Raw genomic sequence first — 23,894 nt, 5'->3', positions numbered from 1 at the left:
TCCCTACTGGAAGATGCACGTGCGTTGCAGCCAAACGACAGATTGCCGGCTTTGAAACGTCCACGAGAACCCGGTTCGCATCGTTTCCGATTTAGAAGTTCGGAACCGCGGCATCAACCTAAACACGCCCCGGTCTGCGACACGAAAGATCGACTGTCGCCTGGAAGCCTATCCGTTCACCCGTTCGACGGTCGAAACGCACTCTTTGACGCGGATTTGGGACAGCGTGCGGTTCAGGTGATTGACGTCCCAGACTTCAAGGTCGAAGACCATCAGCGTGAAGTCGGAGGCCGCCGACTTCATCTCCAGCTTGTGTATATTCGCATCGTTCTCCGCGATCGTCGCGGCAATCTCGGCCAACGAGCCTGGCTCGTTGATCGCCGAAACAGAAATACGCGCCGGAAACCGCCGGTCGAGTTTCTCATCGATGTCCCAGCGCACGTCCACCCAGCGTTCCGGATGGTCTTCGAAGGCCATGAGTGCGGGCGACTGGATGGGGTAGATCGTGATCCCCTTTCCTTGTTCCAGAATGCCGACGATCCGGTCGCCCGGCACGGCACCATCCTCGGAGAAGGTCACGGGGAGATCGCCGCCTACGCCGCGGATCGGGATGGCTGACGAATGCTTCTTCTTGGGCTGCGGTTTGGGCTTGCCAGGCACCCGGAAGATCATGCCGGCAGCGCTTCGAAGGTTGAACCAGCCATCCTGGGGATCGCGTTCGGTGCGCCGCGTTACCCGCGTATCCTGATAATCGGGGTGAATAGCGCGCAAGACGTCGAGGGAGGGCAATTCACCCCGACCCACCGCGGCAAATGCGTCGTCAACGTTCTGATGGCCGAGTTTGCCGAGAACGGATTTCAGCATCTCAACCGAAAACGGTCGACTCGATCGGCTGAAAGTCCGCTCGACGATCTGCCTCCCAAGGCCGGAATACTGTTTGCGGATATTGGCGCGCGAGGCCCGGCGGATCGCCGAACGCGCCTTTCCGGTAACGGCGATATTCTCCCATGCCGCAGGCGGCACCTCGCCGTCGCCACGGATGATCTCCACCTCATCGCCGTTCTGGAGTTCGGTCACAACCGGCATGATACGCCCGTTGATCTTCGAGCCGACGCAGGAATTGCCAATATTGGTGTGGACCGCATAGGCGAAGTCGATCGAGGTCGCGCCACGCGGAAGCGCGATCAGGCGGCCTTTGGGTGTGAAGCAGAAGACCTGATCCTGAAAGAGCTCGAGCTTTGTGTGCTCGAGAAACTCCTCCGAATTGTCGCCGTTTGCGAGCAGCTCGATCGTATGGCGCAGCCAGGCATAGGCGTTCGAGTCCTTGGAAAGCTCGATCGAGCGGACGATCTCGCCGTTCTCGCCGGTCTGGTCCTTGTAGATTGCATGGGCCGCAATGCCGTATTCGGCGATCCGGTGCATCTCCTGGGTACGGATCTGCAGTTCCACGCGCTGACCGGTCATTCCGATGACCGTGGTGTGGAGAGAGCGGTAATCGTTCTGCTTCGGCGTCGAGATGTAGTCTTTGAAGCGTCCTGGCACCATGCGCCAGGTGCGGTGTACGATGCCCAGGGTGCGATAGCAGTCTTCGTCGCTCGCCACGACGACCCGGAAGCCGAAAATGTCCGAAAGCTGCTCGAACGAAAGCTTCTTGCGCTGCATCTTCGAAAACACAGAATAGGGCCGTTTCTGCCGGCCGGTCACCTTCGCGTCGATACCTTTGGACCTCAGACGACTCGTGAGATCCTCCTCGATCTTGGTGATGGTACCGGAATAACGCCGTTTCAGTTCGGCTAGCCTCTCGCTCAACGTCTCATAGGCTTCCATATTGACGTTTCGGAAAGCGAGATCCTCCAGTTCCTCGCGCATGTCCTGCATGCCCATGCGACCGGCAAGCGGCGCGTAGATGTCGAGCGTTTCCTGCGCGATCCGCATGCGCTTGTCGGTCCGCATCGGCCCGAGCGTGCGCATGTTGTGGAGCCGGTCGGCGAGTTTGACGAGAAGGACACGAATATCGTCGGCGATGGCCAAAAGCAGCTTTCGGAGGTTCTCCGCTTGCGCTGCGCGCTTCGAGACGAGATCGAGGCGTTTCAGCTTGGTCAGCCCCTCGACCAGCTGGCCGATCCGCGGGCCGAAGAGCTGATCGATCTCCTTGCGCGTGGCGTCGGTGTCCTCGATCGTGTCGTGCAGGAGGGCGGTCGCGATCGTCGCCTCGTCGAGTCGCAATTCAGTGAGGATCGCCGCGACTTCGAGTGGATGGGAAAAGTAGGGATCCCCGCTGGCACGCTTTTGCGCGCCGTGCTTCTGCATGGCGTAGACATAGGCGCGGTTAAGCAGGGCTTCGTCGAGCTCTGGCCTGTAGGCTGCGACCTTCTCCACGAGTTCGTATTGGCGCATCATCGCGGCGCTGCGCTCTCATCAATGCATAGGCCGGCCTCGATTGCAGCAGCCCGAAACGAAAAAGGAGCATGCCCGTCAAGGCACGCTCCCTAATGATAGTCGGCTTTGGTGCAACGCGGTAGGCCCATGCGGCATAAGATGCCGATTTCAAGGGCGTTTCGCGGACCGGCCTTAGTAGTCGTCAGTCTTTTCCGGAGCGACCAGGCCCTCGATCCCGGCGAGCAGTTCGTCCTCCGACATGCGGTCGAATGCGACCGTATCATCGGGCTTCTCCTGGATTGCGGCCTGCGGAGCCGGTGCTTCGGAGCGCTCGGTCGGGCGGGTCTCTTCGGGCTCGTCCACCTCGACATGCTTCTGCAGCGTGTGGATGAGGTCTTCCTTCAGATCCTCGGGCGACAGGGTTTCGTCAGCGATTTCGCGCAGCGCGACGACCGGGTTCTTGTCGTTGTCGCGGTCGACGGTAATCGGATTGCCCTGACTGATTTGACGAGCGCGGTGGCTTGCCAAGAGCACAAGTTCAAAACGGTTGTCGACCTTATCGACGCAATCTTCTACGGTGACACGGGCCATGCCTGTCTCCTAATGCCGAATATCGGTATGGTTGGAATTACGAACCCAATACCGAAGTGTCGGCAGGTCCACAAGGCCGCGCCTCGATAAAATGCACTTGTGACTTCAATAAATTCGCAAGCCATCTTGATCTAGACCTGATTGTCCCTGTACCGGAGCCTCCTCAGTAGCACTCCCGATTTGGCGGCCATAATTTTACGCAAACACGGCGGACCGCCCAATAGACTAGTGAAAGTTGAATGGATGTTCGATCAGCGCGAGAAAATTGCACTTTTTATTGACGGCGCAAATCTCTACGCAGCATCTCGAAATCTCGGTTTTGATATCGATTACAAGAAAATGCTGACCTTCTTCGAGAAGAAGGCCTATCTGCTGCGGGCGTACTATTATACCGCGCTCATCGAAGACCAAGAGTACTCCTCGATCCGTCCGCTTATCGACTGGCTGGACTACAACGGCTACCGAGTAGTGACGAAGCCGGCCAAGGAATTCACCGATCAAACCGGGCGCCGCAAGGTGAAAGGCAACATGGACATCGAACTCGCCATCGATGCCATGGAGTTGTCCGACACCGTCGACCACTTCGTCCTGTTTTCGGGCGACGGCGACTTCCGCTCGCTGGTCGACGCACTTCAGCGCAAGGGCCGGAAGGTCTCGGTCGTCTCGACGCTCGCGACCCAGCCGCCGATGATCTCCGATGACCTGCGCCGTCAGGCCGACCATTTCATCGATCTGACCAGCCTCAAGAACGAAATCGGTCGCAGCCAGGCCGAACGTGACGCCCGTCTGGCCCGTCGAGCCAGTATGGAAGCTGCCGAGGACGAAGAAGAAGACGATTACTGATCCTGTGCATGGACGAGAGACGGTGACCGCGTCTACGCCCATCGAGCCGCCGTGTGACTGCCCGCTCTGTCCCCGCCTTGTGGAATTCCGGGAAGCTTGGCAGACCCGGGAACCCGATTGGCATAATGCGCCCGTCCCGACCCTATACCCAGTTCAAGACACCGATGCGGTTCGCCTGCTGATCGTTGGCCTTGCGCCCGGCGTCCGAGGCGCGAACCGAACCGGCCGACCGTTCACCGGCGACTATGCCGGCGATCTCCTCTATGCGACTTTGCACCGACACGGCTTTGCGAATGATCGTTTCGCCGCCGATCCGAACGACGGCCTCAAGCTGTTCGAGACAGCGGTCACCAATTCGGTGCGTTGCGTCCCCCCGCAGAACAAGCCGGTTGGTGAGGAAATCAATACCTGTCGGCGGTTCCTCTCCGCGACGATCACTGCCTTGCCGAACCTTCGTGCCATCGTCACGCTCGGCCGGATCGCCCATGATTCGACCGTCCGCACTCTTGGCTTGAAGCTCAAGGATCACGCGTTCGGCCACGGCGCGCAGATCGAGGCCAGGCGCTACACCTTGTTCCCGACCTATCACTGTTCCCGCTACAACACGAACACCGGCCGTCTCACCGAAGCGATGTTCGACATGGTATTCGCTAACGTCGCGCGGTTTCTCGCCGAAAGCTGATTTCGGCTTGGACGCGCCGGGAGCGAACCCGAGATGCGGTTCCAATCGAGCGCAAACGGGCGCCCCGTTAGCAGCGCCCGATCGAAACTAGCCCGGCTCGGCTCGCTCTTCAGCGCATGACCGGCATCGAGAACTCCGCGCCGTCCTTGATGCCCGATGGCCAGCGGCTGGTGATCGTCTTGGTGCGAGTCCAGAACTTGATCGAGTCCGGCCCGTGCTGGTTGAGATCGCCGAACACCGAGCGCTTCCAGCCGCCGAAGGAGTGATACGCCATTGGCGTCGGGATCGGCACGTTGACGCCGATCATGCCCACAGGAACCTTCGACGCAAAGTCCCGCGCCGCATCGCCGTCGCGCGTATAGATCGCAACCCCGTTCCCGTATTCATGATCGGTCGGGAGCGCGAGCGCCTCGTCGTAGTCCTTCGCGCGGACAACCGACAGGACAGGACCGAAGATCTCTTCCTTGTAGATGTCCATGTCCTTGGTGACGTTGTCGAACAGGCAGGCACCGACGAAGTATCCGTCCTCATAGCCCTGCATATTGAAGCCGCGCCCATCGACGACGAGCTTGGCGCCTTCCGAAACGCCCTTTTCCACGAGGCCAAGGATCTTCTCCTTCGACGCCTTAGTCACCACCGGGCCGAAATCGGCCTCGCTGTCGGTGTAGGGTCCGATCTTCAATGCCTCGATGCGCGGGGTCAGCTTTTCCACCAGCGCATTCGCGGTCTCTTCGCTCACCGGCACGGCCACCGAGATCGCCATGCAACGCTCTCCGGCAGATCCATATCCTGCGCCGATCAATGCGTCTGCCGCTTGATCGAGATCGGCGTCCGGCATCACGATCATGTGGTTCTTCGCGCCGCCGAAAGTCTGGGCGCGCTTGCCGTATTTCGCGGCCTCGGCGTAGACGTAAGCCGCGATTGGTGTCGAGCCGACGAAGGAGACGGCCCCAATGTCCTGATGCTGGAGGATGCCGTCGACCGCACCCTTGTCGCCGTTGAGGACCTGCAGGATACCCTTCGGCAAACCGGCTTCCATCATCAGTTCAGCCAGCCGCATCGGCACGGAGGGATCGCGCTCGGACGGTTTCAGGATGAAGGCGTTGCCGCAGGCGATCGCCGGCGCAAACATCCACATCGGTATCATGGCCGGGAAGTTGAACGGCGTGATGCCGGCACCAATGCCGACCGGCTGGCGGATCGAATACATGTCGATGCCCGGCCCTGCGCCTTCGGTGTATTCGCTCTTTTGAAGATGCGGAATGCCGATGACGAATTCGGCGACCTCCAGCCCGCGCTGGATATCGCCCTTCGAATCTTCCACTGTCTTGCCGTGCTCCGACGAGAGAAGCTCGGCAAGCTCCTGCATATTATCATTGAGAAGCTGGACGTATTTCATGAAGACGCGCGCCCGGCGCTGCGGATTGGTCGCGGCCCAGCCCGGCTGCGCCGCCTTCGCCGCATCGACGGCACGCTGCAGATCGTCGGCGCCGGCGAGCGCAAGCTTTTTCGTCACTTGGCCCGTTGCAGGATTGAAGACGTCCGCCGTCTGCCCGCTCGAACCGGCGACGCGTTCGCCATCGATGAAGTGACCAATCGTTTCCATAAGATCCTCCTCAGATAATCTGTCTTGCTTCCGTTCTGACGCACAATTTCGTCGGAACCAATCCCTTGAAACGCCAATCCGTTGTGCGAAAAGTAGAGTCCTAAAGCTTCTCTTCGGGGGTCATGGATGAATTGGGACGACGCTCGGATCTTTCTCGCCGTCGCCCGCGCGGGCCAGATCCTCGGCGCGGCGCGGCGGCTCGAACTCAACCATGCGACCGTCGGGCGGCGGCTCTCGGCGCTCGAAGCCGATATCGGCGCGAAGCTCCTGCATCGCCGGCCGAACGGCTGCGAGCTGACCGCCCAGGGCCGGGCTTTCCTCGCCCAGGCCGAACTTATGGAAGCCGCGACGATCTCCGCCCGCGCCGAGATCGGCAATGCCGATGTCAGCCTGTCGGGAACGGTGCGGATCGGCGCACCGGATGGCTTCGGCACGAGCTTTCTCGCCCCGCGCCTCTGGCGCCTCGCCGAGCGCCATCCGAACCTGACGATCCAACTCGTCCCCGTCCCCCGCGCCTTCTCGATCTCCCGCCGCGAGGCCGATATCGCGGTCACGGTGGAGCGGCCCGAGCACGGCCGTCTCGTCGCCGGCAAGCTCACCGACTACGCCCTCGGCTTCTACGCTGCCCGATCCTATCTCGAACGGCACGGCGAACCTGAGAAACTGGGAGACCTCGCCTCCCACCGTCTCGTCGGCGCCGTGGAAGACCTCCTGTATTCCCCGCGCCTCACCTATTTCGCTGATTTACTTCAAGAATGGCCGTCGCGCTTCGAGATATCTTCGGCCATGGGTCAGCTCGAAGCGGTAGCAGCCGGCGCCGGCATCGGAATCTTGCACTGCTTCTCCGCCCAAAGACGGAGCGAGCTCGTTCGCATCCTTCCGGACGAACGCATCGACCGGGCCTATTGGCTGGTCTTCCACGAGAGCGTCCGCGACGTCGCCCGCATTGCCGCCGTCGCCGAATTCATCCGCGAGGCGGTCGAGACGGAGAAGGCCCTGTTCGGCTGAACTTCTCGATGCCAACGCGAAGCGCGTCTGAATGGTTTGATTGAGCTCATCGGGGAACAAGCTCGAGCGATCGAACTCTCGTCTTCGCTCGACTTCGACGAAGGTGAGGAGGGCGAACGGGCAAGTCCTGCTCGTCACTCATGAACTACATATTCCAAGGCGCGCATTACCGAACGCGTTCACGCAGCGCGTTCGGTGGCCTCGGTGCCCCTGAACAGGGCCGCAATGAGATCGGTCTGGGTAACGAGCCCGATGAGCCGGTCGGCTTCGTCCACGATCGCGATGTGATGCAGCTGTTTCCGCGCGAGAAAGGGCACAAGCTCTGCGATGGGTGTATTGGCGGTGGCCTTCTGCGGATTGGGAGTAGCGATTCTGTCGACCGTCATCCACGTAGAGAACCCCTTTTCGAAACCGTCGGCGAGACGCTTCGCAGTTCGAAGGGCCGGACGGCCGAGACCCTTTCCAACCGCCTTAACGAAGTTCTCGCGGGACAACATCCCTACCAGCTGACGGTCCTCGGTTGTGACAGGAAGAACGCTGAAGTTGCGATCCTGAATGATCCACCAGGCTTCGCTGATCGTTGTGGTGGGCGAAATTGTTATCACGTCGCGGGACATGACATCCGCACAGGTCATATTGCCGGAACGCCTGCGATAGGCTTCGTGTTCGGCTGTCGTGAGAATTGCCATCAGGTCCTGTCGATCAATATCGATAACCTTGTCGCTTCGTTCCAGAACCGCGTTGAGATCAGCGAGCGTAAAGCCGGCCCGCTCCAGAGCAGGCGGATCAGCGGTTCCATGGGCATTCGGTTGTTTCACTGGCCGCAGATGCGGATATCGTCTGCCTGTCAGCTGGTTGAAGACAAGTGCGACTGAAAGTAAAAGGACCGAGTTCAGACCGATCGGAACGGCTGCGAACGAAAAGCCTAAAGCATCCGCGCTTGGACCAGCGAAAACAGCCGTCACCGCGACGGCGCCGCCTGGAGGATGCAGACATCTCAAGACGAACATCAGCGCAATTGCGAGGCATACGGCGACCGAAGCGGCCAGAAGGGGATCCGAAATCGACATCCGGCAGGCGATGCCGACCAGGGCCGCAGAGACGTTGCCCCCCATGATCGACCATGGCTGTGCAAGGGGACTGGACGGGACCGCAAACAGAAGCACCGCCGACGCGCCCATTGGTGCGACCAGCAGTGGTACGATTGTTTCGGGACCGAGAACGAGCAGGGTGGCAAAGCCGGTTACGGCGATTCCGCAAAGCGCCCCAATACTTGCACGCAACTGCTCCTGCACACTGACATGTCCGAGATCGGGAACAAGGCGGCGTAGAAACTGTCGAACCATACAAGCGTACTTTGATGAAAATGGTCTGCTGCATTTATCATCATCGTGCTCGAAAAACAGGCATGAGCTTGCTCCAAAATAGGAGCTTGTGAATTTAGTGTTCCACATTCACCCGGACGGTTATCCGTAGTTTGACTTCAGACGGACGGACGGTCCGCCTGAATTACCATAACCAGGTGACATCAAGCTCTGGTCTCGAACGCCCTTTCCATCGCCCTGCGCTTCACGTCCGGCGGCATTGCCTCGGCAGCAAGCGTCTGGACCGCCTCTTCGAGCCCCATCGCCGTCTGATCCTTGGAGCCGAGCCGGCGGATGTTGACCGCACGCTCTTCGGCCTCGCGTCTGCCGCAGACGATAATGACCGGCACCTTGGCCAGCGAGTGTTCGCGGACTTTATAGTTGATCTTCTCGTTCCGCAGATCGGTCTCCACCTTCAGCCCAGCGTCTCGCAGGACTTCAGTCACCTCGCGGGCGTAATCGTCAGCTTCCGAGGTGATCGTCGCGACCACGGCCTGCTGAGGCACGAACCAGAGCGGCATATGACCAGCATAGTTTTCGAGAAGAATGCCTAGAAAACGCTCCATAGAGCCGCAGATTGCGCGGTGGATCATGACCGGCCGCTTCTTCTCGGAGTTCTCGTCAATATAGAAGGCTCCGAAGCGCTCCGGAAGGTTGAAGTCCACCTGCGTCGTCCCGCACTGCCATTCGCGACCGATCGCGTCGCGCAGCGTGTATTCGAACTTCGGTCCATAAAACGCGCCCTCTCCTTCCAGAATACTGGTCCTAATCTTGCCGCCGGATTTCGCCTCGATCTCCTTGAGGACATCGCCCATGATGGCCTCGGCATGGTCCCAATTCTCATCCGAGCCGACCCGCTTTTCCGGCCGCGTCGAGAGCTTCACGACGATCTCCTCGAAACCGAAGTCGGCGTAGATCGAGAGGATGAGATCGTTGATCCTCAGGCATTCGGCAGCGAGCTGTTCCTCGGTGCAGAAGACGTGAGCGTCGTCCTGCGTAAACCCACGCACGCGCATCAGACCATGCAGTGCGCCGGACGGCTCGTACCGATGCACATTTCCGAATTCGGCATAGCGGATCGGAAGCTCGCGATAGCTCTTGAGCCCATGCTTGAAAATCTGGACGTGGCCCGGGCAGTTCATCGGTTTGATGGCGAAGACCCGGTGATCGGCCTCCGCGTCATCCGGACGGGTGAAGGCATGGGCCGACTTCACCGCGAACATGTTCTCCTGATACCAGCCCCAGTGACCGGAGGTCTCCCACAGCGCCTTGTCGAGGATCTGCGGCGCGTTCACCTCTTCATAGGTGCCGTCGAGCCGGCGGCGCATATAGGAAACGAGGGACTGGAACATGCGCCAGCCCTTGGAATGCCAGAAGACGACGCCCGGCCCTTCCTCCTGGAAGTGGAAGAGATCCATCTCGCGGCCGAGCTTGCGGTGGTCGCGCTTCTCGGCTTCCTCCAGCATATGGAGGTAATTCTTCAGCTGGTCCTTCGACGCCCATGCCGTGCCGTAGATACGGCTGAGCATGGGCCGCGTGGAATCCCCGCGCCAATACGCACCGGCGGTCTTCATCAGCTTGAACGCATCGCCGATCTGGCCGGTCGAAGCCATATGAGGTCCACGGCACAGGTCGAACCATTCGCCCTGCTTGTAGATCTTGAGGTCCTGATCCTCGGGAATCGCATCAACCAGCTCGACCTTGAAGTTCTCGCCCTTCGTCTCGAAGACTTCGCGCGCCTCGTTGCGCGACCAGACCTCCTTGGTGAAGGGACGATTGCGCTGGATGATCTCGCTCATCTTCTTTTCGATGACGGGGAGATCCTCCGGCGTGAACGGCGTCTCTCGGTGGAAGTCGTAATAGAAGCCGTTCTCGATGACCGGGCCGATGGTCACCTGCGTGCCCGGCCAGAGTTCCTGCACGGCCTCGGCGAGCACATGGGCGCAGTCGTGCCGGATCAGTTCGAGTGCGCGCGGATCGTCCCGCGTCAGAATTTCGAGCGCGCCGGCGCGGCCCACAGGATCGGCGAGATCGCGCACCTCGCCGTCGAGCGCATAGGCGACGGCCTTCTTACCGAGCGATTTGGAAATTCCGGATGCGATCTCCGCGCCGCTCGTCTGGGGCGCGTAATTCTTGATCGAACCATCGGGAAAGGTGAGGGAAACGGCCTCGGCCATAGGTATGCTCCTGGGTTTCCAGTCCCGCCTACGAGCGCGGGTGGGGTGATAGGCCGATGGCGGTCCCGAAAGGAACAAGCCCGGCATGACGATGTCTTCCACTTCGATTGAGCGGAGCCGACGCGCGGGATATATTGAAAGGGGGCGAGCCTGTGAAGGAGTTTATCCGATGAACATTGAGCTGTTGCAGCCCAAGCCTTTCGACCTGGTCTCGAGCACCATCATGCTGGCTGGCAACGCCGTCGCCTTCGAGGGTACGTTGAGCGTATCCGTCAGCGAAGGCCATGACGAGATCACCGGCTTCGTCACTGTCGGGTCAACCTCGATACGCCAATTCCAGGGCACGATCGCCATTCCAAGCGATGCCGCTTTCCAGTTGAGCCGCCTCTTCGTCACCGTTTCAGACGACACTGCCGGCGGCGGCGAGTCACCACCGCCGATGGTGACGGTGCCTGTCATCTACGGCCCGATGATACTGCCCGACTATGTCGGCTTCAGGAACTACACGGTGCAACGCGGTGACAGCCTCTCGGCGATCGCCAACCGCTTCTACAACGATCGCAGCCTGTTCCGCGTGATCCAGCAGGCGAACGCACACCTCGTTGAAGACCCGAACGTCATCTTCCCAGGCCAGGTGCTGCGTATACCGGTTGCCGACTAAGGCCGAACGTCAATCCGGCACATTGTCGATACCGCCCTTCCCAAACGGGCCGCAACGGCTCACGCGTTTGGCTGTCAACCAGCTACCCCGCAACAATCCGTGCCGCGCCACCGCCTCGTAGCCGTATTCCGAGCAGGTCGGCAAATGCCGGCAATGCCCGCCGATCAGTGGCGAGAGCGTCAGCTGATAGGCGCGGATGAGGCCGGTGCCGACGAGGCGGCCGGGGGTCCTGCGCCAGGGTCCGGCATAGTTACGGGACATCTTCGCCGGCCTCACGAAGGATTGGCTCCAATTGCCGACGAAATTCGGGAACCGAGCGTGTCGCCACGCGCCAGATTACATTCCAATCCAACGTTTCGTAGCCGTGAGAAATTCTGTTTCGGAGTTGGAAGGACTCGCGAAGCGGAATAGTTGAATACTGAGCGGCGAATGATGGAAACTTTCGAAGTACACGATGCGACATCTCGCCGACCTGCTCCACACCCTTCGATATCGCGAGTTGAGAAAAGGGCTCGACCTGCAATCTCTCGAGCGTGGTCATCTCGGTGGCCTGCTCGCATCGCAAATAGGCCTCGTGTAGGGCGATAAGCGCATCGATCAGCTTTTCCTCGCCGAGAGCCGGACTCATAGGGCCGTGAAGTCCCGTTGAATTCTGCGCAAGACCCGGGGAGAGAATTCGCCATCAAGTCGCAGATCCACGCTATGGCCAATCGCGGCCCCGACCTCGTTCTGCGCGCGGAACAGTTCGAAGTAATCGAGAGACGGTTGCGGGGTCACGAGGATATCCAGATCGCTCTCCTCCGTATCCTCCCCCCGCGCAACGGAGCCGAATACCCGCGGATTGCTCACCGGATAGCGCGACAGGATTTCCCGGATCGTCTCGCGGTGCATTTCGAGCGCTTCGGACGGCCTCATCGTCATTCTCTCCCGAAAGCGGAGCAGACTATATGATTACGCAGCGGCCGTGGTCGCGCCCTTCTCGATCTGGTCGAGGGCATCGACGACCGCGTCGAAGGTCAGCATAGTCGAGGCGTGGCGCGCTTTGTATTCGCGCACAGGTTCCAAGTATTTCAGATCCTCGAAACGGCCCGTAGGCGCCTCTCCGTTCTCCTTCAGCATCGCCTGCATTGCCTGGCGCACGGTACGCAACTCGTCGGGCGTCGCGCCGATAATGTTACGCGCCATCACCGAAGAGGAAGCCTGTCCCAGCGCGCAGGCCTTCACCTCATGCGCAAAGTCCGAAACCGCGCCGTCGTTCATCTTCAGATCGATGGTAACCGTCGAGCCGCAGAGCTTGGAATGGGCCGTCGCGCTCGCATCCGGCGTTTCCAACCGGCCGGTGCGCGGAATGTTGCCAGCCAGTTCGAGAATACGGGCGTTGTAGACGTCGTCGATCATGGTGCGAACCTGTGTTACGCGTTTGCCCGGAAGGGCTGCATCTGCTGCACCTTAAGGCTTCGTCCCGCGTTTCTTCTCTATCATTCCTCGCTCGGCCTCTTTATATAGGCGCCACGCCGCCGGCCCGAAAGGCCTTGGCGACCCATGCTTCTGGACGGCGTTGTGACGCCCTCTTCGGCTGGCAAAACGACACTGCGGCGAAATTGGAGACATCGTGACCAAGGACACCGAGACGAACCTTCCGGTCCCGACCCGTAGTCACGAAGCACCCGATGTCCACTCCGTATGGGTGGCTGCGCGAATTCCGCATTTCAGGGAGAAAGCCGCGATGGAAGCCGTCGTCAAGCAGTTTCCGGACCGCTCGAAGATCGAGAATGCAGACCGGCCAGACCGTGTTGAAGCCGAGGAAGCGGTCCGTACCCTCCTGCGCTGGATGGGCGAGGATCCGTCTCGCGAAGGCCTTCTCGAGACCCCAGCCCGTGTCGTCAAAGCCTATGAAGAACTGTTCGGCGGCTACAAGCAGGATGCCGCCGACATTCTCGGCCGCACCTTCGAGGATGTCTCGGGTTACGAGGATATGGTCCTCGTCAAGGATATCGACTTCCATTCCCACTGCGAGCATCACATGGTGCCGATCATCGGCAAAGCCCATGTCGCCTATGTTCCGAACGGCCGCGTTCTCGGTCTTTCGAAAATCGCCCGGCTTGTCGATATCTACGGCCGCCGGCTGCAGACCCAAGAATCGATGACCGCCCAGATCGCGGACGCGATGCAACGTCTCCTGCAGCCGTCTGGCGTCGCGGTGATGATCGACGCCGAACATCTTTGCATGTCGATGCGCGGCATTCGTTCAAAGGATGCGACGACGATCACGACGGCTTTCAACGGCGAATTCAAGTCCGACAAGGAATTGAGCCGCCGCTTCATGAAGCTTGTCGGCCAGACGGCCTGACGTGCCCTGATGGCAGCCACCTTCGCCGACCCAGCCGAAGCGCGCGAACAGGAAGAAGGTCTCGTCTTTCGCCCGCGCTTCGACGCCCACGGCCTCGTTACGGCCGTCGTGACCGATCACGAGACAGGCCGCCCATTGATGGTGGCCCACATGAACGCCGAGGCCCTCGCCACGACCATTGAAACCGGGTTTGCTCACTACTGGTCCCGCTCCCGCCAGACGCTCTGGAAGAAGGGCGAGACGTCGGGTGCGCTACAGAGTGTCCGTGGGATTCGTGTCGACTGCGATCAGGACGCCATCTGGCTTTCCGTCACCTCTGCAAAGCCCGAGGACACCTGTCATACCAGCCGCATCACGTGTTTCTATCGCAAGTTCGATTTCGAGAGCCGGACGCTCGTTCATTCAAGTTCGTGAAAGATAACGTGTGTAAACTGGCAACCTCTCAGCCCGAACGGGCCAGACAGCGAGGTTGCAAGTGCCGGGATGCTGCAGCGAGTTCTCAATTGGCGCGAGAATGCCGAGCCGGTTCGTGTAATGGATGACAACGCCCTCTCCGGTCTCGACGCAGACGCGCAGCCGGACGTGCCGAAACGACGAAAGGGAGACCGAGAGGGCATTGCATTGGCCCTTGGCGGTGGTGCAGCACGAGGCTGGGCTCATATCGGGGTCATCAAGGCGCTGGACGAGGCCAGCATCCCAATCTCGATGATTGCCGGAACATCCATCGGCGCCCTTGTCGGCGGCTGCTATCTTGCGGGCAAGCTGGACGAGCTTGAACATTTTGCACGTTCCCTCACGCGCCGGGGCATGTTTCGCTTTCTCGACTTTCAGATGGGTGGCAGCGGGCTCATCCGCGGCATGCGCCTGTCGCACCGCCTGACACAGTCACTCGAGGGCTGTACGGTCGAAAACCTCTCGAAGCCATTCGTCGCCGTGGCCACCGACGCTCGGTCCGGCCACGAGATCTGGATCGACAGCGGTCCACTCGTCCTAGCGATGCGAGCGTCCTACGCCCTGCCAGGCGTGTTCGAGCCCGTCGACTGCTCTGGTCGGCGCCTGCTCGACGGTGCTCTCGTCAATCCTGTGCCGGCCAACGTCTGCCGAACCATGGAAGAACGTCTCGTCGTCGCTGTGAACCTCCACCACGACCTCTATGGCCGGGCGGCCGTCGTGCGCATGACCGCGCGCGATTGCAGCGCTTCAAACCGTCAGGACCATCGCGAACGTCGAAACCCGGATACGGCGGCACGGCGCGAAAACTTCGGCGTGATCCGCTCGATGGTCGACGCCTTCAACATCATTCAGGATCGGATCTCGCGGGCACGCCTTGCGGGTGATCCTCCGGACATGACGGTAAGTCCGAGGGTGCGCGAGATAGGGCTATCGGAATTCCACCGGGCGGGGGAAGCGATCGATATCGGCTATGAGGCGGCCACGGCCCGCATCACAGAGATCAAGCAGATCGCCGAAGAGGTCGCGCGCCTGCACGGCTGACCCAGTATGATCCTATTCGACTGCTGAAGTCAGTTGGTATTGATGTAGTCTCGCATCATCGAGGCCTCTGCTTCTGCCTCTGAAATCTTGCGCTTCACCACGTCGCCGATCGAGACGAAGCCGACGAGTTGCTCGGTCTCGTCTACGACGGGCAGATGGCGGAAGCGCTTCTCAGTCATCAGGCGCATAGCCTCATCGATCGACATGTCCTCGCGGACGGTGACGACTTTCGGTGTCATTGCCTCTTTGACCAGTTGTGTGAGGACGTCCGGGCCGCGCGCCGCCACAACGCGCACGATGTCACGCTCCGATACGATGCCTGCGAGGCGGCCGTTGTCCTCAACCAGAATGATCGCGCCGATCCGCTTTTCCGAAAGGACCTGCGCAACCTCGGCCAAGGTCACGCTCGGCGTCAGGGTCACGACGTCGCGGCCCTTCTCCTCCAGAATGCGCTTGATCGTCATGCCATTAAACTCCTCGAATTCCGGCACCCTTCGGACGATATGGTGCGACGGAGCGGGGTTTCTCGCAAGTGGCCAATTCGAACGAAGTCAGAATGCTGGGCTCCCGGGCATCTTTCGATCGAACAGTGCAAACCCGAGAAAACCGAAAGCGAAACCGCCTAAATGGGCTTCCCAGGCGACATTGCCCTCTCCAAGCGCGCCGCCGAGACCCGTTGAAAACAGGAAATTCGTCCCGAAGAACGCAGCCACGAACACCACGACCGTCCGGTTGGTCAGGCAGGTGGCGATGGGCTCCAGCGGCAGGCGGATATCGGCGCGCATGAAGCTGATTCGTCCGGCACGCGGCAGTGCGAACCGGCTCGCAGCGCCCATCAGCGCGGAGACAGCGCCCGAAGCACCGATCACGGGTGCTAGCAGGCCGGGGTTGATCACGTAGAAAAGCGCTGCTCCTGAAACCGAACCTGCGATTGAGAAGGCGAGGAAGCGCTGCGCGCCGAGACGGCGGGCGACCGGTGTGCCGAAGACGAGCAGCCACAGGCTGTTCAATCCGATGTGCACGGCATCGCCATGAAGCAGCATGTAACTCGCCGGGGTCCAGTAGTCGACGCCAGCAAGCCGGTCCGAACAGTCGACTGCGAGATCGCCGTAGCAACCTGGAATGAATGCGAGATTGAGGACGAACCACTCCTCGAGCGCCGGACCCGCCAGGTAGACGCGAAAGAAATGCACCGCCACCAGCACCACGATCGAAAAGAGGATGACGGTCGGCGCATTGAAGGCTGGCGGCGGGCTGCGTCGGATCGGGCTGTAAGGATCGGGTTCTGTCGTCACGTCGCATCCGGTCGCGCTGTTCTCAGTCCGAAGTCAAGCTAGGGCAGGTTCCCTGCTAAGGCATCCGATCCGGCGGACACGTCGCGGGCCGAAGTTCTCCCGATTACCCGCCGAGATCAAAAAAAGAGGCCGCCCTCGCGTTCAAAACGCGCTGACGGCCTTCAAATATCCGACGAGATGTGAGGTCAGGCACCCCGACAGTATGATCCGTGCTGCAGATCGAGAACCAAGTTTGTCCCGACAAGACTGATAGCCCGACTGGGCAACGACCGCAAAGCGTTTCCTAACTCATCGTTAACGCACCTGCCGCCGGTGCGTTAACCATTCCAATGCGTTGCGCGCGGCCATGCGGGGCGGGGCGCTGCGCTGGAGAGCGCCCGATCGGGCTGCGCCGAGAAGCCCTTCTCGGTTCCGCCGTCTATTCTGCGGGCTGGCCTCGGCCGCCGAGGAGCTGCGGCGGTCCCTTCAGAAGCTTCTCGTCGACGAAGGGGCTGGGGCTCGCGGCTTCAGCTTCCGCCTCGTTTCGGTAGAACTGTTCGTTCCGATAAAGTGGAAGCTTGTCGCGGCCGAGCGCCCGGACCAACCCCCACATCAGGAGCACTAGCACGAAAGCGAAGGGAAAGCCTGCGACGACGGCAGCCGCCTGCAGCGCGTTCAACCCGCCGGCTGCAAGCAGGATTGCGGCGATGACGCCTTCGGTCGAGGCCCAAAACAGTCGCTGGATTTTCGGCGGATCATCGTGGCCGCCGGCCGTCAGCATGTCGATCACGAAACTGCCTGAATCCGATGACGTCACGAACCAAACGACGATCATGACGAGGATCAGCGTCTGGACGATCGCGGTCAGCGGGTAGGACTCCATGAGGACGAAGATCGTGTTGCCATAGCTTTCTTTCGTCGCCTCGATGAGCCCAGGATCACCGTTGAGGCTCAACTCGACCGCGACGCCGCCAAAGGCTGTGAACCAGAAGAACAGGATGGCGCACGGGATGAAGAGAATGCCGAGGATGAATTCGCGGATCGTGCGCCCGCGCGAGATACGCGCGATGAAGATGCCGACGAACGGAGACCAGGAAATCCACCATGCCCAGTAGAAGATGGTCCAGTTCACCTGCCAGTCCGTGCCGGAATAGGCTTCCGCCCAGGAACCGAAATACATCGCCTGCGAAAGATAGTTGCCGGTGTTCTCGATGAAGCTGTCGAAGATGAAGAGCGTCGGGCCGAAGACGACAGCAAAGGCCAGGAGGACGAAGGTGAGCCAGATGTTGAAGGCCGAGAGCCGACGAATGCCGTCGTCGAGTCCCATCATGACCGAGGTGGCAGCAAAGCCTGTGATGATCGCAATGAGGATGATTTGAACGAAGGCGCTGTTCGGCAGGCCGAAGATGGTCTCCATGCCATCGTTGAGCTGGATGACCCCGAGGCCGAGCGTGGTGACGATGCCGAACATCGTGCCGAAGACAGCGAGGATGTCGACGGTGTGTCCGAGCGGGCCGTAGATCTTCGTTCCGATAAGCGGGAACAGGGCCGAGCGGATCGAAAGCGGTAGCCCGTGCCTGTAATGGAAATAGGCAAGCGCCAAGCCGACCATGGCATAGATCGCCCAGGCATGCAGGCCCCAATGCAGGAACGAAAGGACCATCGCCTCCTTGGCGGCGGCAGCGGTCTCGGCCTCCTCGAGCGGCGGAGAGAAGAAGTGATAGAGCGGTTCGGCGACGCCCCAGTAAAGGAGGCCCACGCCGATCCCGGCCGAGAACAGCATCGCGACCCAATTGAACAGGCTGTATTCCGGCTTCTCGGTCTGCGCTCCGAGGCGGATGTCGCCGAAGCGGCTGAAGGCGAGATAGAAGCAGATGACCAGCGCGACATTGACGATGATGATGAAGAGCCAGCCGAACTTGTTCACGATCTGGGTCTGAAGCCACGGGAATACGCTGGAAGCGAGCTCGGTGAAGAAGGCACCGAAGATGATGAAGCCGAGAATGAGAGCGGCGGATATGGTGAAGACGGGCACGCTGACATGAGGAAACGGACCTAGGGGACCTGTCTCCACTCTGCCGACCGAATTCGATTGCGCCATCCGCCGGATCCTTTTCGATTGTCTCATCGGATTAAAGGAGGACATAGCGCGGTTTCATCTCTGGCAACCGGAATGACCGCGCTGCTCCGACAAACGAGGAGGCCGAGCGGCGAGCCCGGCACGCTGCCGATGCAACCCACTCAGACGGAAACGCATTATTGTTTCAAATGAACAATCGACGACACCGAGGACCGAGGTAGAACCGATGATCCGCAGCATTCTGAAAGCGATTTTCGTAGGCTGGGTCGCACGCAAGTTCGCTGGGCGCGGACGGCGCCGGGCACCCCGGCGCTACTGAGCGCCACGCCTTACGATCCGCAGCATGAATTTTGAGAGGGCCGGCACGAGTGCTGGCCCTTTTCATCGTCAGCGTGTGCGAAAGAATGTAAGCCCGTTCGACGGCGGTGCATTTTTGCATGCTAACGCCGCTACTGACCCGTCCATTCCGGCTTGCGCTTCTCGAGGAAGGCGCCGATGCCCTCCTCGGCATCCCTGGCCAGCATATTGTCGACCATGGTGCGAGCGGCGTAGTCGTAGGCTTCCGACAGGGGCATCTCCATCTGGCGATAGAACGCCTCCTTGCCGGTCCTCACCGTCAGCGGCGACTTCGACGCGATGGTGGTCGCGTACTTTCCAATGATCGTGCCGAGATATTCCGGCGGAACGACGCGGTTGACGAGGCCGAACTCGCGGGCGGTGCGGGCATCGATACGTTCGCCGGTGAGCAGCATCTCCATGGCGTGCTTCGGGGCGACGTTGCGGCTGAGGGCGACCATGGGCGTCGAGCAGAACAGGCCGATATGGACGCCCGGCGTCTGGAACTGGGCTTCCTCCGAGGCGATCGCAAGATCGCAGGACGCGACGAGCTGGCAACCGGCGGCGGTGGCGAAACCGCCGACCTCGGCGATGACCGGCTGCGGCAGGCGGACGATGGTCTGCATCAGATCCGAGCAGAGCCGCATGGTCTTCTCGTAGAAGGCGCGGCCGCGGTCCTCGTCGGCGCGGTGGGCGGTCAGTTCCTTGAGGTCGTGACCGGCGCACCAGGTCTCGCCCTTGGCGGCGAGGATCACGACGCGGCAGTCGGTGTTCTCGGCACAGCGTTCGAAGGCAGCCTTCAGCGTTTCCATGACTTCGATCGAGAGCGCATTCGCCGGCGGATTGGCGAGGACGATCCGGGTGATGCCCGGCCCCTCCTCCACCGTGATCAGGGCATCGCTTTTCGCTTCGGGCGACAATTCGACGATATCGGCCAAGGTCGTGTCTCTTCAGGTCGTGATCGGAATGGCGGTGGCGGCAGCCATGGCCGCTGCGGCATTCCGTGCGGTTGGGTTCCCGACATTGGCAGAGCGAAGCGCCTGGTATAGCGAGCCCATCATCAGTGCCGTTGGATACCGGTCCCACGGGAACCCGCACCTTCACCCGAATGATAGGGCGGCGGACCGGCGGGACGCAAGACGAGAAGGGCGACGAATGCAGGCGATCGACACCGTGGACGCGACGAACGCGTTTCTGCACGAGCACTTTCCCGAACTCGCCGAAGCCCTGCCCGGTCTCAGCGTCGCCGAGGTCGCGCCGAGGCGGGCGGTGCTGAAGCTTAAAACCGACAAGCGGCATCTGCGGCCGGGCGGCACCGTTTCGGGGCCGACGCTGTTCACCATTGCGGACGTGACCGGCTGGCTGTCGATCCTGACCGCGATCGGGCCGAAGGCGCTGACGGTAACGACCAACCTCAACATCAACTTCTTGAAGAAGCCGCAGCCGGGGGCGATCATCGGCCGGGGCCAGGTGCTGAAGCTCGGCAGCCGGCTGGCGGTGACCGAGGTTTCGATGATCAACGAGAGCGACGGCGAAATCGTCGCCCATGCGACGGCCACCTATTCGATCCCGCCGAGATGAGATGGGACCCTGATTGGTTCCGACATATATGTCACAGACGAAACACGACTGTTTGAGCCGTCACTTTAACGCTTCATTTAGCCTGTGCCCTGACCCTGTTCGCATCCGAAATCGCGAAGAGGGGAATTCGCAATGAAGGTCACGAAACACTCGCCGAGCCTGGGGATCGCCGCTGCATTCGTGGTGGTGGGCCTGCCGGTCGCGCTGATGATGATCGGCGGCTGACACATTCGGTGACGAGAAATTCGAGCCGTTCCGGCATCCGCCGGGGCGGCTTTTTTCATGGGCATCGGCCGGGCCGGTTCGGCTGCCGCTTCCCCTCGCCCATGCTTCGCCGTCCCGCACCGCGTGGCGGCCGGGTTTAATCGTCTCGTTTCTCTGGTCCCCGGCGTCGGGGACGCCGCTCTGTCCGCCACCGCCAGTCGGGGCGGCGATGCGCCGGAGGCAAGCCCTCCGAAAGTGGTGTGATACGGCTCGCCTCCAGCGCACCGCGCGGTTTTTTCGACTTCGCTGCGCCCGAGCTTCGGGGTGCGCTCCGTCCGAAACCGATCCATGCCAGCCTTGCGCCCGCCCCGAGAGGCGGCGAAGGGGGGATGAGACCGGCCCGGCCGAGGCCCGACCCGTGGTTCGAGCGGCTGCCGGCGCGTGGGCGGCGTTTGAGCGCCCCCATGCGGTCCGATCCGCGCTCGCGCCGTAGTACGCGAGGGGCCGGCGGAGCCGCGAGTCGTCCGGGACGTCGGTCCCTCCGGAAGAGACCACGCCGCAGACCCGCACCATCCGTCCGAGAGCGATCCCGGCGATCACCCGTGCCCCGGAGACGAATGGCTGCGGGGATTATGGGGGCGTGGGATGGGGCGGGGATAAGAATTTTGTTCGGCGGCTCTGCGGTTGCCTCCCCACCGTCGTCATCCCGGGCTTGACCCGGGATCCATGCCTGAAGCCTCTCCATCGTATCGCAGTTTCGCGTGGGTACGCACCATGCGTCGACCCGATGGGCTTACGGATTTTGAGGAAAGTTCTTCAGGTTGCGCAAAAATGGCCGGTTTCGGTCCCCTCGAAAGGGGACGCTCAAAACTTAGCGGAAATCAACTTTGGGCATGTCCGGCATGGCCGACTTCGATTTCGGGCAGCATGAAACAGAATCATTAATTCTGTTTCAGACCGAGCCGAACAGGCGACCGATAGCTCCAGGCCCATTATAGCTATCAAGAAGGTGTAAGCTAACCTCGTTTGAGTTGTGCTTTCTGCTATTTCTAGAATAGAATTATCTAACTGGAGGAATACAATGCCATTCAGTCAACAAGTGAATATTGCTCGGAATGAGCAATTGCGAACTCCGCAGAGGGAGGGTTGGCAACATATCGCCGACCACTATGCGGCCGATGATGCGGCTGCGGAAGTAGGCATAGTTCTCCCTGTAGGATGTGGAAAGTCGGGGCTGATTTCGCTCTCGCCCTACGCTGCATCAGCTACTCGCGCCCTTGTGATTGCACCTGGAACCCGCATTCGAGATCAGCTTGGTAGAGATATGCGGGCAAATAGCACTACCAACTTCTATGATCGTTTTGGGGTTATCCCTCGTGAGGCTGAGTTCCCGGAAGTAGCCATTGTCGAGAGCGGCAGGGTCAACATGGATGACATCCGCCATGCTGATATAGTCATAGCGAACATTCAGCAGATTGCGGGAGAAGAGAACCGTTGGCTCGACGAGCTGGCACTAGACTTTTTCGATCTCATTCTCGTGGACGAAGCTCATCACAATACCGCCGAAAGTTGGCAGCAGGTAAAGCGTCGGTTCCCTGCGGCTCGCATAGTCAATTTCAGCGCGACGCCTGCTCGTGCGGACGGCGACTTGATGCAAGGCCAAGTCATTTACAGCTTCCCTGTTCTGCGTGCGATTGAAGCGGGTTATGTGAAGCGGCTCCGAGCGAAGATGCTTCGGCCCGAATCGCTCCGTTATGTCGACAGAGAACAAGGAGAGCGGATTATTGACGCGGACGAAGCTCGCCGCCTTGGTGAGATGAATGCCGAGTTTCGTCGCGGCATCGTCATGTCGGACGAAACCCTATCGTCTATCGTCGAGCAATCAATTAGCGAGCTTCGCCGCCTACGCGATGAGACAGGGGAACAGCGTCTGAAGATTATAGCTTCCGCTATTAACTACGATCACTGCATCCAAATCAAAGAAGCGTTCCGCGCCCGCGGATGGCGGGCCGAATATGTGCACTCACGCGAGGCTCAAGCCAACGACCGTGTTTTCGAACGCCTTGAGAACCACGACCTTGACGTGATCGTCCAAGCGCGCATGCTTGGCGAGGGATTTGATCACCCTTTCTTAGCGGTCGCTATGGTTGGCAGCATTTTCGCCAATCTCAGCCCCTTCGTACAGTTCGTCGGCCGCATCATGCGAGCGATTGAACAAAACCAGCCAGGGCACCCTAAAAATCAAGGAGTAGTCGTTTTTCATGTCGGCGCCAACGTTGCGCGGCGGTGGAACGATTTCCGGCAGTTCAGCGAGGCTGATCAGGAGTTCTTCGCCGACCTCCTTCCGGAAGCGGAGGACGTAGTTTTCGACGGTAACACGGCAGACCGCGACTTTGCCGGCGGGGGCGGGATCGCGCCAGTAGAAATCCTTGAGGAGAGAGACGTTCGCGCGGCTGACCTGGAGCCGATTGGAGATCCCGAAGCTGCCGCTCTTCTTGAGAGGCTAGCAAATTTGGGCGTGACACCGAATCAAGCGGCCCAAGAAATCCGCCGCATTCGAATGACCCGTCAGGACCGCCGAGAAGCCCGCCGCACAGCTCTCAACGATCGTGTTCAGAATGAGAGTGGAGGGATTTTAGGGCGATGTGGCATCAATCCTGGTAGCAAGACCCTCGACCCACGCAGAAGGGAACGGAACTTTGCATGGGTCGCATCGGAATTGCATCGCCGGATAAACGAGCATGTTGGGGGTGCGAACGCTGACCGGCAGAATTTTACACTGGATCAGCTCAATGCTGCACACGATGCCTGTTCAAATATCGTGGTAAGCCTCGAACAGGAGTTGCGCGATGGCGCGGCCTAGGTCGCTTTTGGTGAGTATGCAGCTAACGATCGCCGGCAGAGCACATGATTGCCGGTTCAATAGTACCCATCGCATTTTTAAGGGGGAACGCCGTCTGACGATCAAAGACGATGGCGACGAGCATCATTACTGCTTGGCTTGCGCTAAGAGGTTCATGGAACGCGACACCGAACGCCTTCGAGTTCTCCTAACTTCTGTTGTAGGCGAACAACAGGAAGGAGCCGCATCGCGCGATGATTGAGGAGCCAATAGGGAGTACGCTGTGAACTACATTAACACGCTCGAAAGAGTGCCTTTCCTCTATCATTTCACGGACCGACGAAATCTGCCGCAGATCAAAGCGGCAGGCGGTCTTCTCCCCCTTGCAGAGCTGCGTCGACGAGGTATCGAGATCCCGCGCC

Annotated in this window: 21 protein-coding genes and 1 pseudogene; 9 read left to right on the top strand and 13 right to left on the bottom strand. The window is 60.4% G+C overall.

The features are described 5' to 3' along the window. Nucleotides 1-168: 168 nt before the first annotated feature. Together FP2506_RS00115 and rpoZ are read right to left on the bottom strand one after the other, a co-directional pair. Nucleotides 169-2,400, bottom strand: a complete 2,232-nt coding sequence (locus FP2506_RS00115) for a RelA/SpoT family protein (RefSeq protein ID WP_007065288.1) — start codon at nucleotides 2,398-2,400, stop codon at nucleotides 169-171. A 171-nt stretch (nucleotides 2,401-2,571) separates the two neighbouring features. Continuing rightward, a complete protein-coding gene (gene rpoZ / locus FP2506_RS00110; protein WP_007065287.1) occupies nucleotides 2,572-2,970 on the bottom strand; it encodes a DNA-directed RNA polymerase subunit omega in 399 nt (132 codons plus the stop codon). Nucleotides 2,971-3,213: 243 nt separating this feature from the next. Between rpoZ and FP2506_RS00105 the strand changes: the two genes are divergently transcribed. Continuing rightward, nucleotides 3,214-3,813 carry a LabA-like NYN domain-containing protein gene (locus FP2506_RS00105; protein ID WP_007065286.1) on the top strand — a complete coding sequence of 200 codons (600 nt, stop codon included), beginning with the start codon at nucleotides 3,214-3,216 and terminating at the stop codon, nucleotides 3,811-3,813. A gap of 22 nt (nucleotides 3,814-3,835) precedes the next feature. Beyond that, nucleotides 3,836-4,495 (top strand): uracil-DNA glycosylase, encoded by a 660-nt coding sequence (locus tag FP2506_RS00100; RefSeq protein ID WP_040488764.1) that lies wholly within the window; start codon nucleotides 3,836-3,838, stop codon nucleotides 4,493-4,495. A 109-nt stretch (nucleotides 4,496-4,604) separates the two neighbouring features. On the opposite strand, the gene FP2506_RS00095 is transcribed toward FP2506_RS00100, so the two are convergent. Next, nucleotides 4,605-6,101, bottom strand: coding sequence for a CoA-acylating methylmalonate-semialdehyde dehydrogenase (locus FP2506_RS00095; RefSeq protein ID WP_007065284.1), 1,497 nt, complete (start codon nucleotides 6,099-6,101; stop codon nucleotides 4,605-4,607). Nucleotides 6,102-6,227: 126 nt separating this feature from the next. Here FP2506_RS00095 and FP2506_RS00090 point away from each other — a divergent pair, with 126 nt between their 5' ends. Next, nucleotides 6,228-7,109 carry a LysR family transcriptional regulator gene (locus FP2506_RS00090; RefSeq protein ID WP_007065283.1) on the top strand — a complete coding sequence of 294 codons (882 nt, stop codon included), beginning with the start codon at nucleotides 6,228-6,230 and terminating at the stop codon, nucleotides 7,107-7,109. 179 nt (nucleotides 7,110-7,288) lie between these two features. Here FP2506_RS00090 and FP2506_RS00085 read toward each other — a convergent pair whose 3' ends face one another. Together FP2506_RS00085 and thrS are read right to left on the bottom strand one after the other, a co-directional pair. Then, entirely contained in the window at nucleotides 7,289-8,455 is a 1,167-nt protein-coding gene (locus FP2506_RS00085) for an HPP family protein (protein ID WP_007065282.1), read from the bottom strand. A gap of 182 nt (nucleotides 8,456-8,637) precedes the next feature. Further along, nucleotides 8,638-10,650: a threonine--tRNA ligase gene (thrS, locus tag FP2506_RS00080; RefSeq protein WP_007065281.1), complete on the bottom strand. Its 2,013-nt coding sequence runs from the start codon at nucleotides 10,648-10,650 to the stop codon at nucleotides 8,638-8,640. 169 nt (nucleotides 10,651-10,819) lie between these two features. Here thrS and FP2506_RS00075 point away from each other — a divergent pair, with 169 nt between their 5' ends. Then, on the top strand, nucleotides 10,820-11,311 hold the full coding sequence (locus FP2506_RS00075; protein WP_007065280.1) for a LysM peptidoglycan-binding domain-containing protein: 492 nt from the start codon (nucleotides 10,820-10,822) through the stop codon (nucleotides 11,309-11,311). Between the two features lie 12 nt (nucleotides 11,312-11,323). Here the strand turns inward: FP2506_RS00075 and yidD are convergent. The 4 genes and pseudogenes from yidD to FP2506_RS00055 form a co-directional block, all read right to left on the bottom strand. Next, nucleotides 11,324-11,572 (bottom strand): annotated as a pseudogene (gene yidD, locus FP2506_RS00070) (membrane protein insertion efficiency factor YidD); the annotation flags it as partial. After that, nucleotides 11,562-11,852: a HepT-like ribonuclease domain-containing protein gene (locus FP2506_RS19465; protein ID WP_187289009.1), complete on the bottom strand. Its 291-nt coding sequence runs from the start codon at nucleotides 11,850-11,852 to the stop codon at nucleotides 11,562-11,564. The pseudogene yidD and the gene FP2506_RS19465, both read right to left, overlap by 11 nt. 83 nt (nucleotides 11,853-11,935) lie before the next feature. Then, nucleotides 11,936-12,226: a nucleotidyltransferase family protein gene (locus FP2506_RS00060; protein ID WP_040489219.1), complete on the bottom strand. Its 291-nt coding sequence runs from the start codon at nucleotides 12,224-12,226 to the stop codon at nucleotides 11,936-11,938. Nucleotides 12,227-12,262: 36 nt separating this feature from the next. Beyond that, nucleotides 12,263-12,709, bottom strand: coding sequence for an iron-sulfur cluster assembly scaffold protein (locus tag FP2506_RS00055; protein ID WP_007065276.1), 447 nt, complete (start codon nucleotides 12,707-12,709; stop codon nucleotides 12,263-12,265). Between the two features lie 328 nt (nucleotides 12,710-13,037). Here FP2506_RS00055 and folE point away from each other — a divergent pair, with 328 nt between their 5' ends. The 3 genes from folE to FP2506_RS00040 all read left to right on the top strand — a co-directional run bounded on the left by folE (nucleotide 13,038) and on the right by FP2506_RS00040 (nucleotide 15,155). Further along, nucleotides 13,038-13,661: a GTP cyclohydrolase I FolE gene (gene folE / locus FP2506_RS00050; RefSeq protein ID WP_040488761.1), complete on the top strand. Its 624-nt coding sequence runs from the start codon at nucleotides 13,038-13,040 to the stop codon at nucleotides 13,659-13,661. A 9-nt stretch (nucleotides 13,662-13,670) separates the two neighbouring features. Continuing rightward, entirely contained in the window at nucleotides 13,671-14,075 is a 405-nt protein-coding gene (hisI, locus tag FP2506_RS00045; protein ID WP_007065273.1) for a phosphoribosyl-AMP cyclohydrolase, read from the top strand. A 69-nt stretch (nucleotides 14,076-14,144) separates the two neighbouring features. Continuing rightward, nucleotides 14,145-15,155, top strand: coding sequence for a patatin-like phospholipase family protein (locus FP2506_RS00040; protein ID WP_007065272.1), 1,011 nt, complete (start codon nucleotides 14,145-14,147; stop codon nucleotides 15,153-15,155). Between the two features lie 29 nt (nucleotides 15,156-15,184). On the opposite strand, the gene FP2506_RS00035 is transcribed toward FP2506_RS00040, so the two are convergent. The 4 genes from FP2506_RS00035 to FP2506_RS00020 form a co-directional block, all read right to left on the bottom strand. Beyond that, nucleotides 15,185-15,619, bottom strand: a complete 435-nt coding sequence (locus FP2506_RS00035) for a CBS domain-containing protein (protein ID WP_007065271.1) — start codon at nucleotides 15,617-15,619, stop codon at nucleotides 15,185-15,187. Nucleotides 15,620-15,706: 87 nt separating this feature from the next. After that, entirely contained in the window at nucleotides 15,707-16,450 is a 744-nt protein-coding gene (locus tag FP2506_RS00030; protein WP_007065270.1) for a rhomboid family intramembrane serine protease, read from the bottom strand. Between the two features lie 418 nt (nucleotides 16,451-16,868). Further along, nucleotides 16,869-18,530: a BCCT family transporter gene (locus tag FP2506_RS00025; protein WP_007065269.1), complete on the bottom strand. Its 1,662-nt coding sequence runs from the start codon at nucleotides 18,528-18,530 to the stop codon at nucleotides 16,869-16,871. 428 nt (nucleotides 18,531-18,958) lie between these two features. Beyond that, on the bottom strand, nucleotides 18,959-19,783 hold the full coding sequence (locus FP2506_RS00020) for an enoyl-CoA hydratase (protein WP_007065268.1): 825 nt from the start codon (nucleotides 19,781-19,783) through the stop codon (nucleotides 18,959-18,961). A gap of 217 nt (nucleotides 19,784-20,000) precedes the next feature. Here FP2506_RS00020 and FP2506_RS00015 point away from each other — a divergent pair, with 217 nt between their 5' ends. Beyond that, a complete protein-coding gene (locus FP2506_RS00015) occupies nucleotides 20,001-20,426 on the top strand; it encodes a PaaI family thioesterase (RefSeq protein ID WP_007065266.1) in 426 nt (141 codons plus the stop codon). 1,285 nt (nucleotides 20,427-21,711) lie between these two features. Next, nucleotides 21,712-23,493, top strand: coding sequence for a DEAD/DEAH box helicase (locus FP2506_RS00010; RefSeq protein ID WP_040488746.1), 1,782 nt, complete (start codon nucleotides 21,712-21,714; stop codon nucleotides 23,491-23,493). Nucleotides 23,494-23,894: the final 401 nt, after the last annotated feature.

The organism is Fulvimarina pelagi HTCC2506, assembly GCF_000153705.1.
GTDB classification, from domain to species: domain Bacteria; phylum Pseudomonadota; class Alphaproteobacteria; order Rhizobiales; family Rhizobiaceae; genus Fulvimarina; species Fulvimarina pelagi.
The sequence above is the reverse complement of the archived record's forward strand: the minus strand, read 5'-3'. Positions and strand labels throughout refer to the sequence as shown.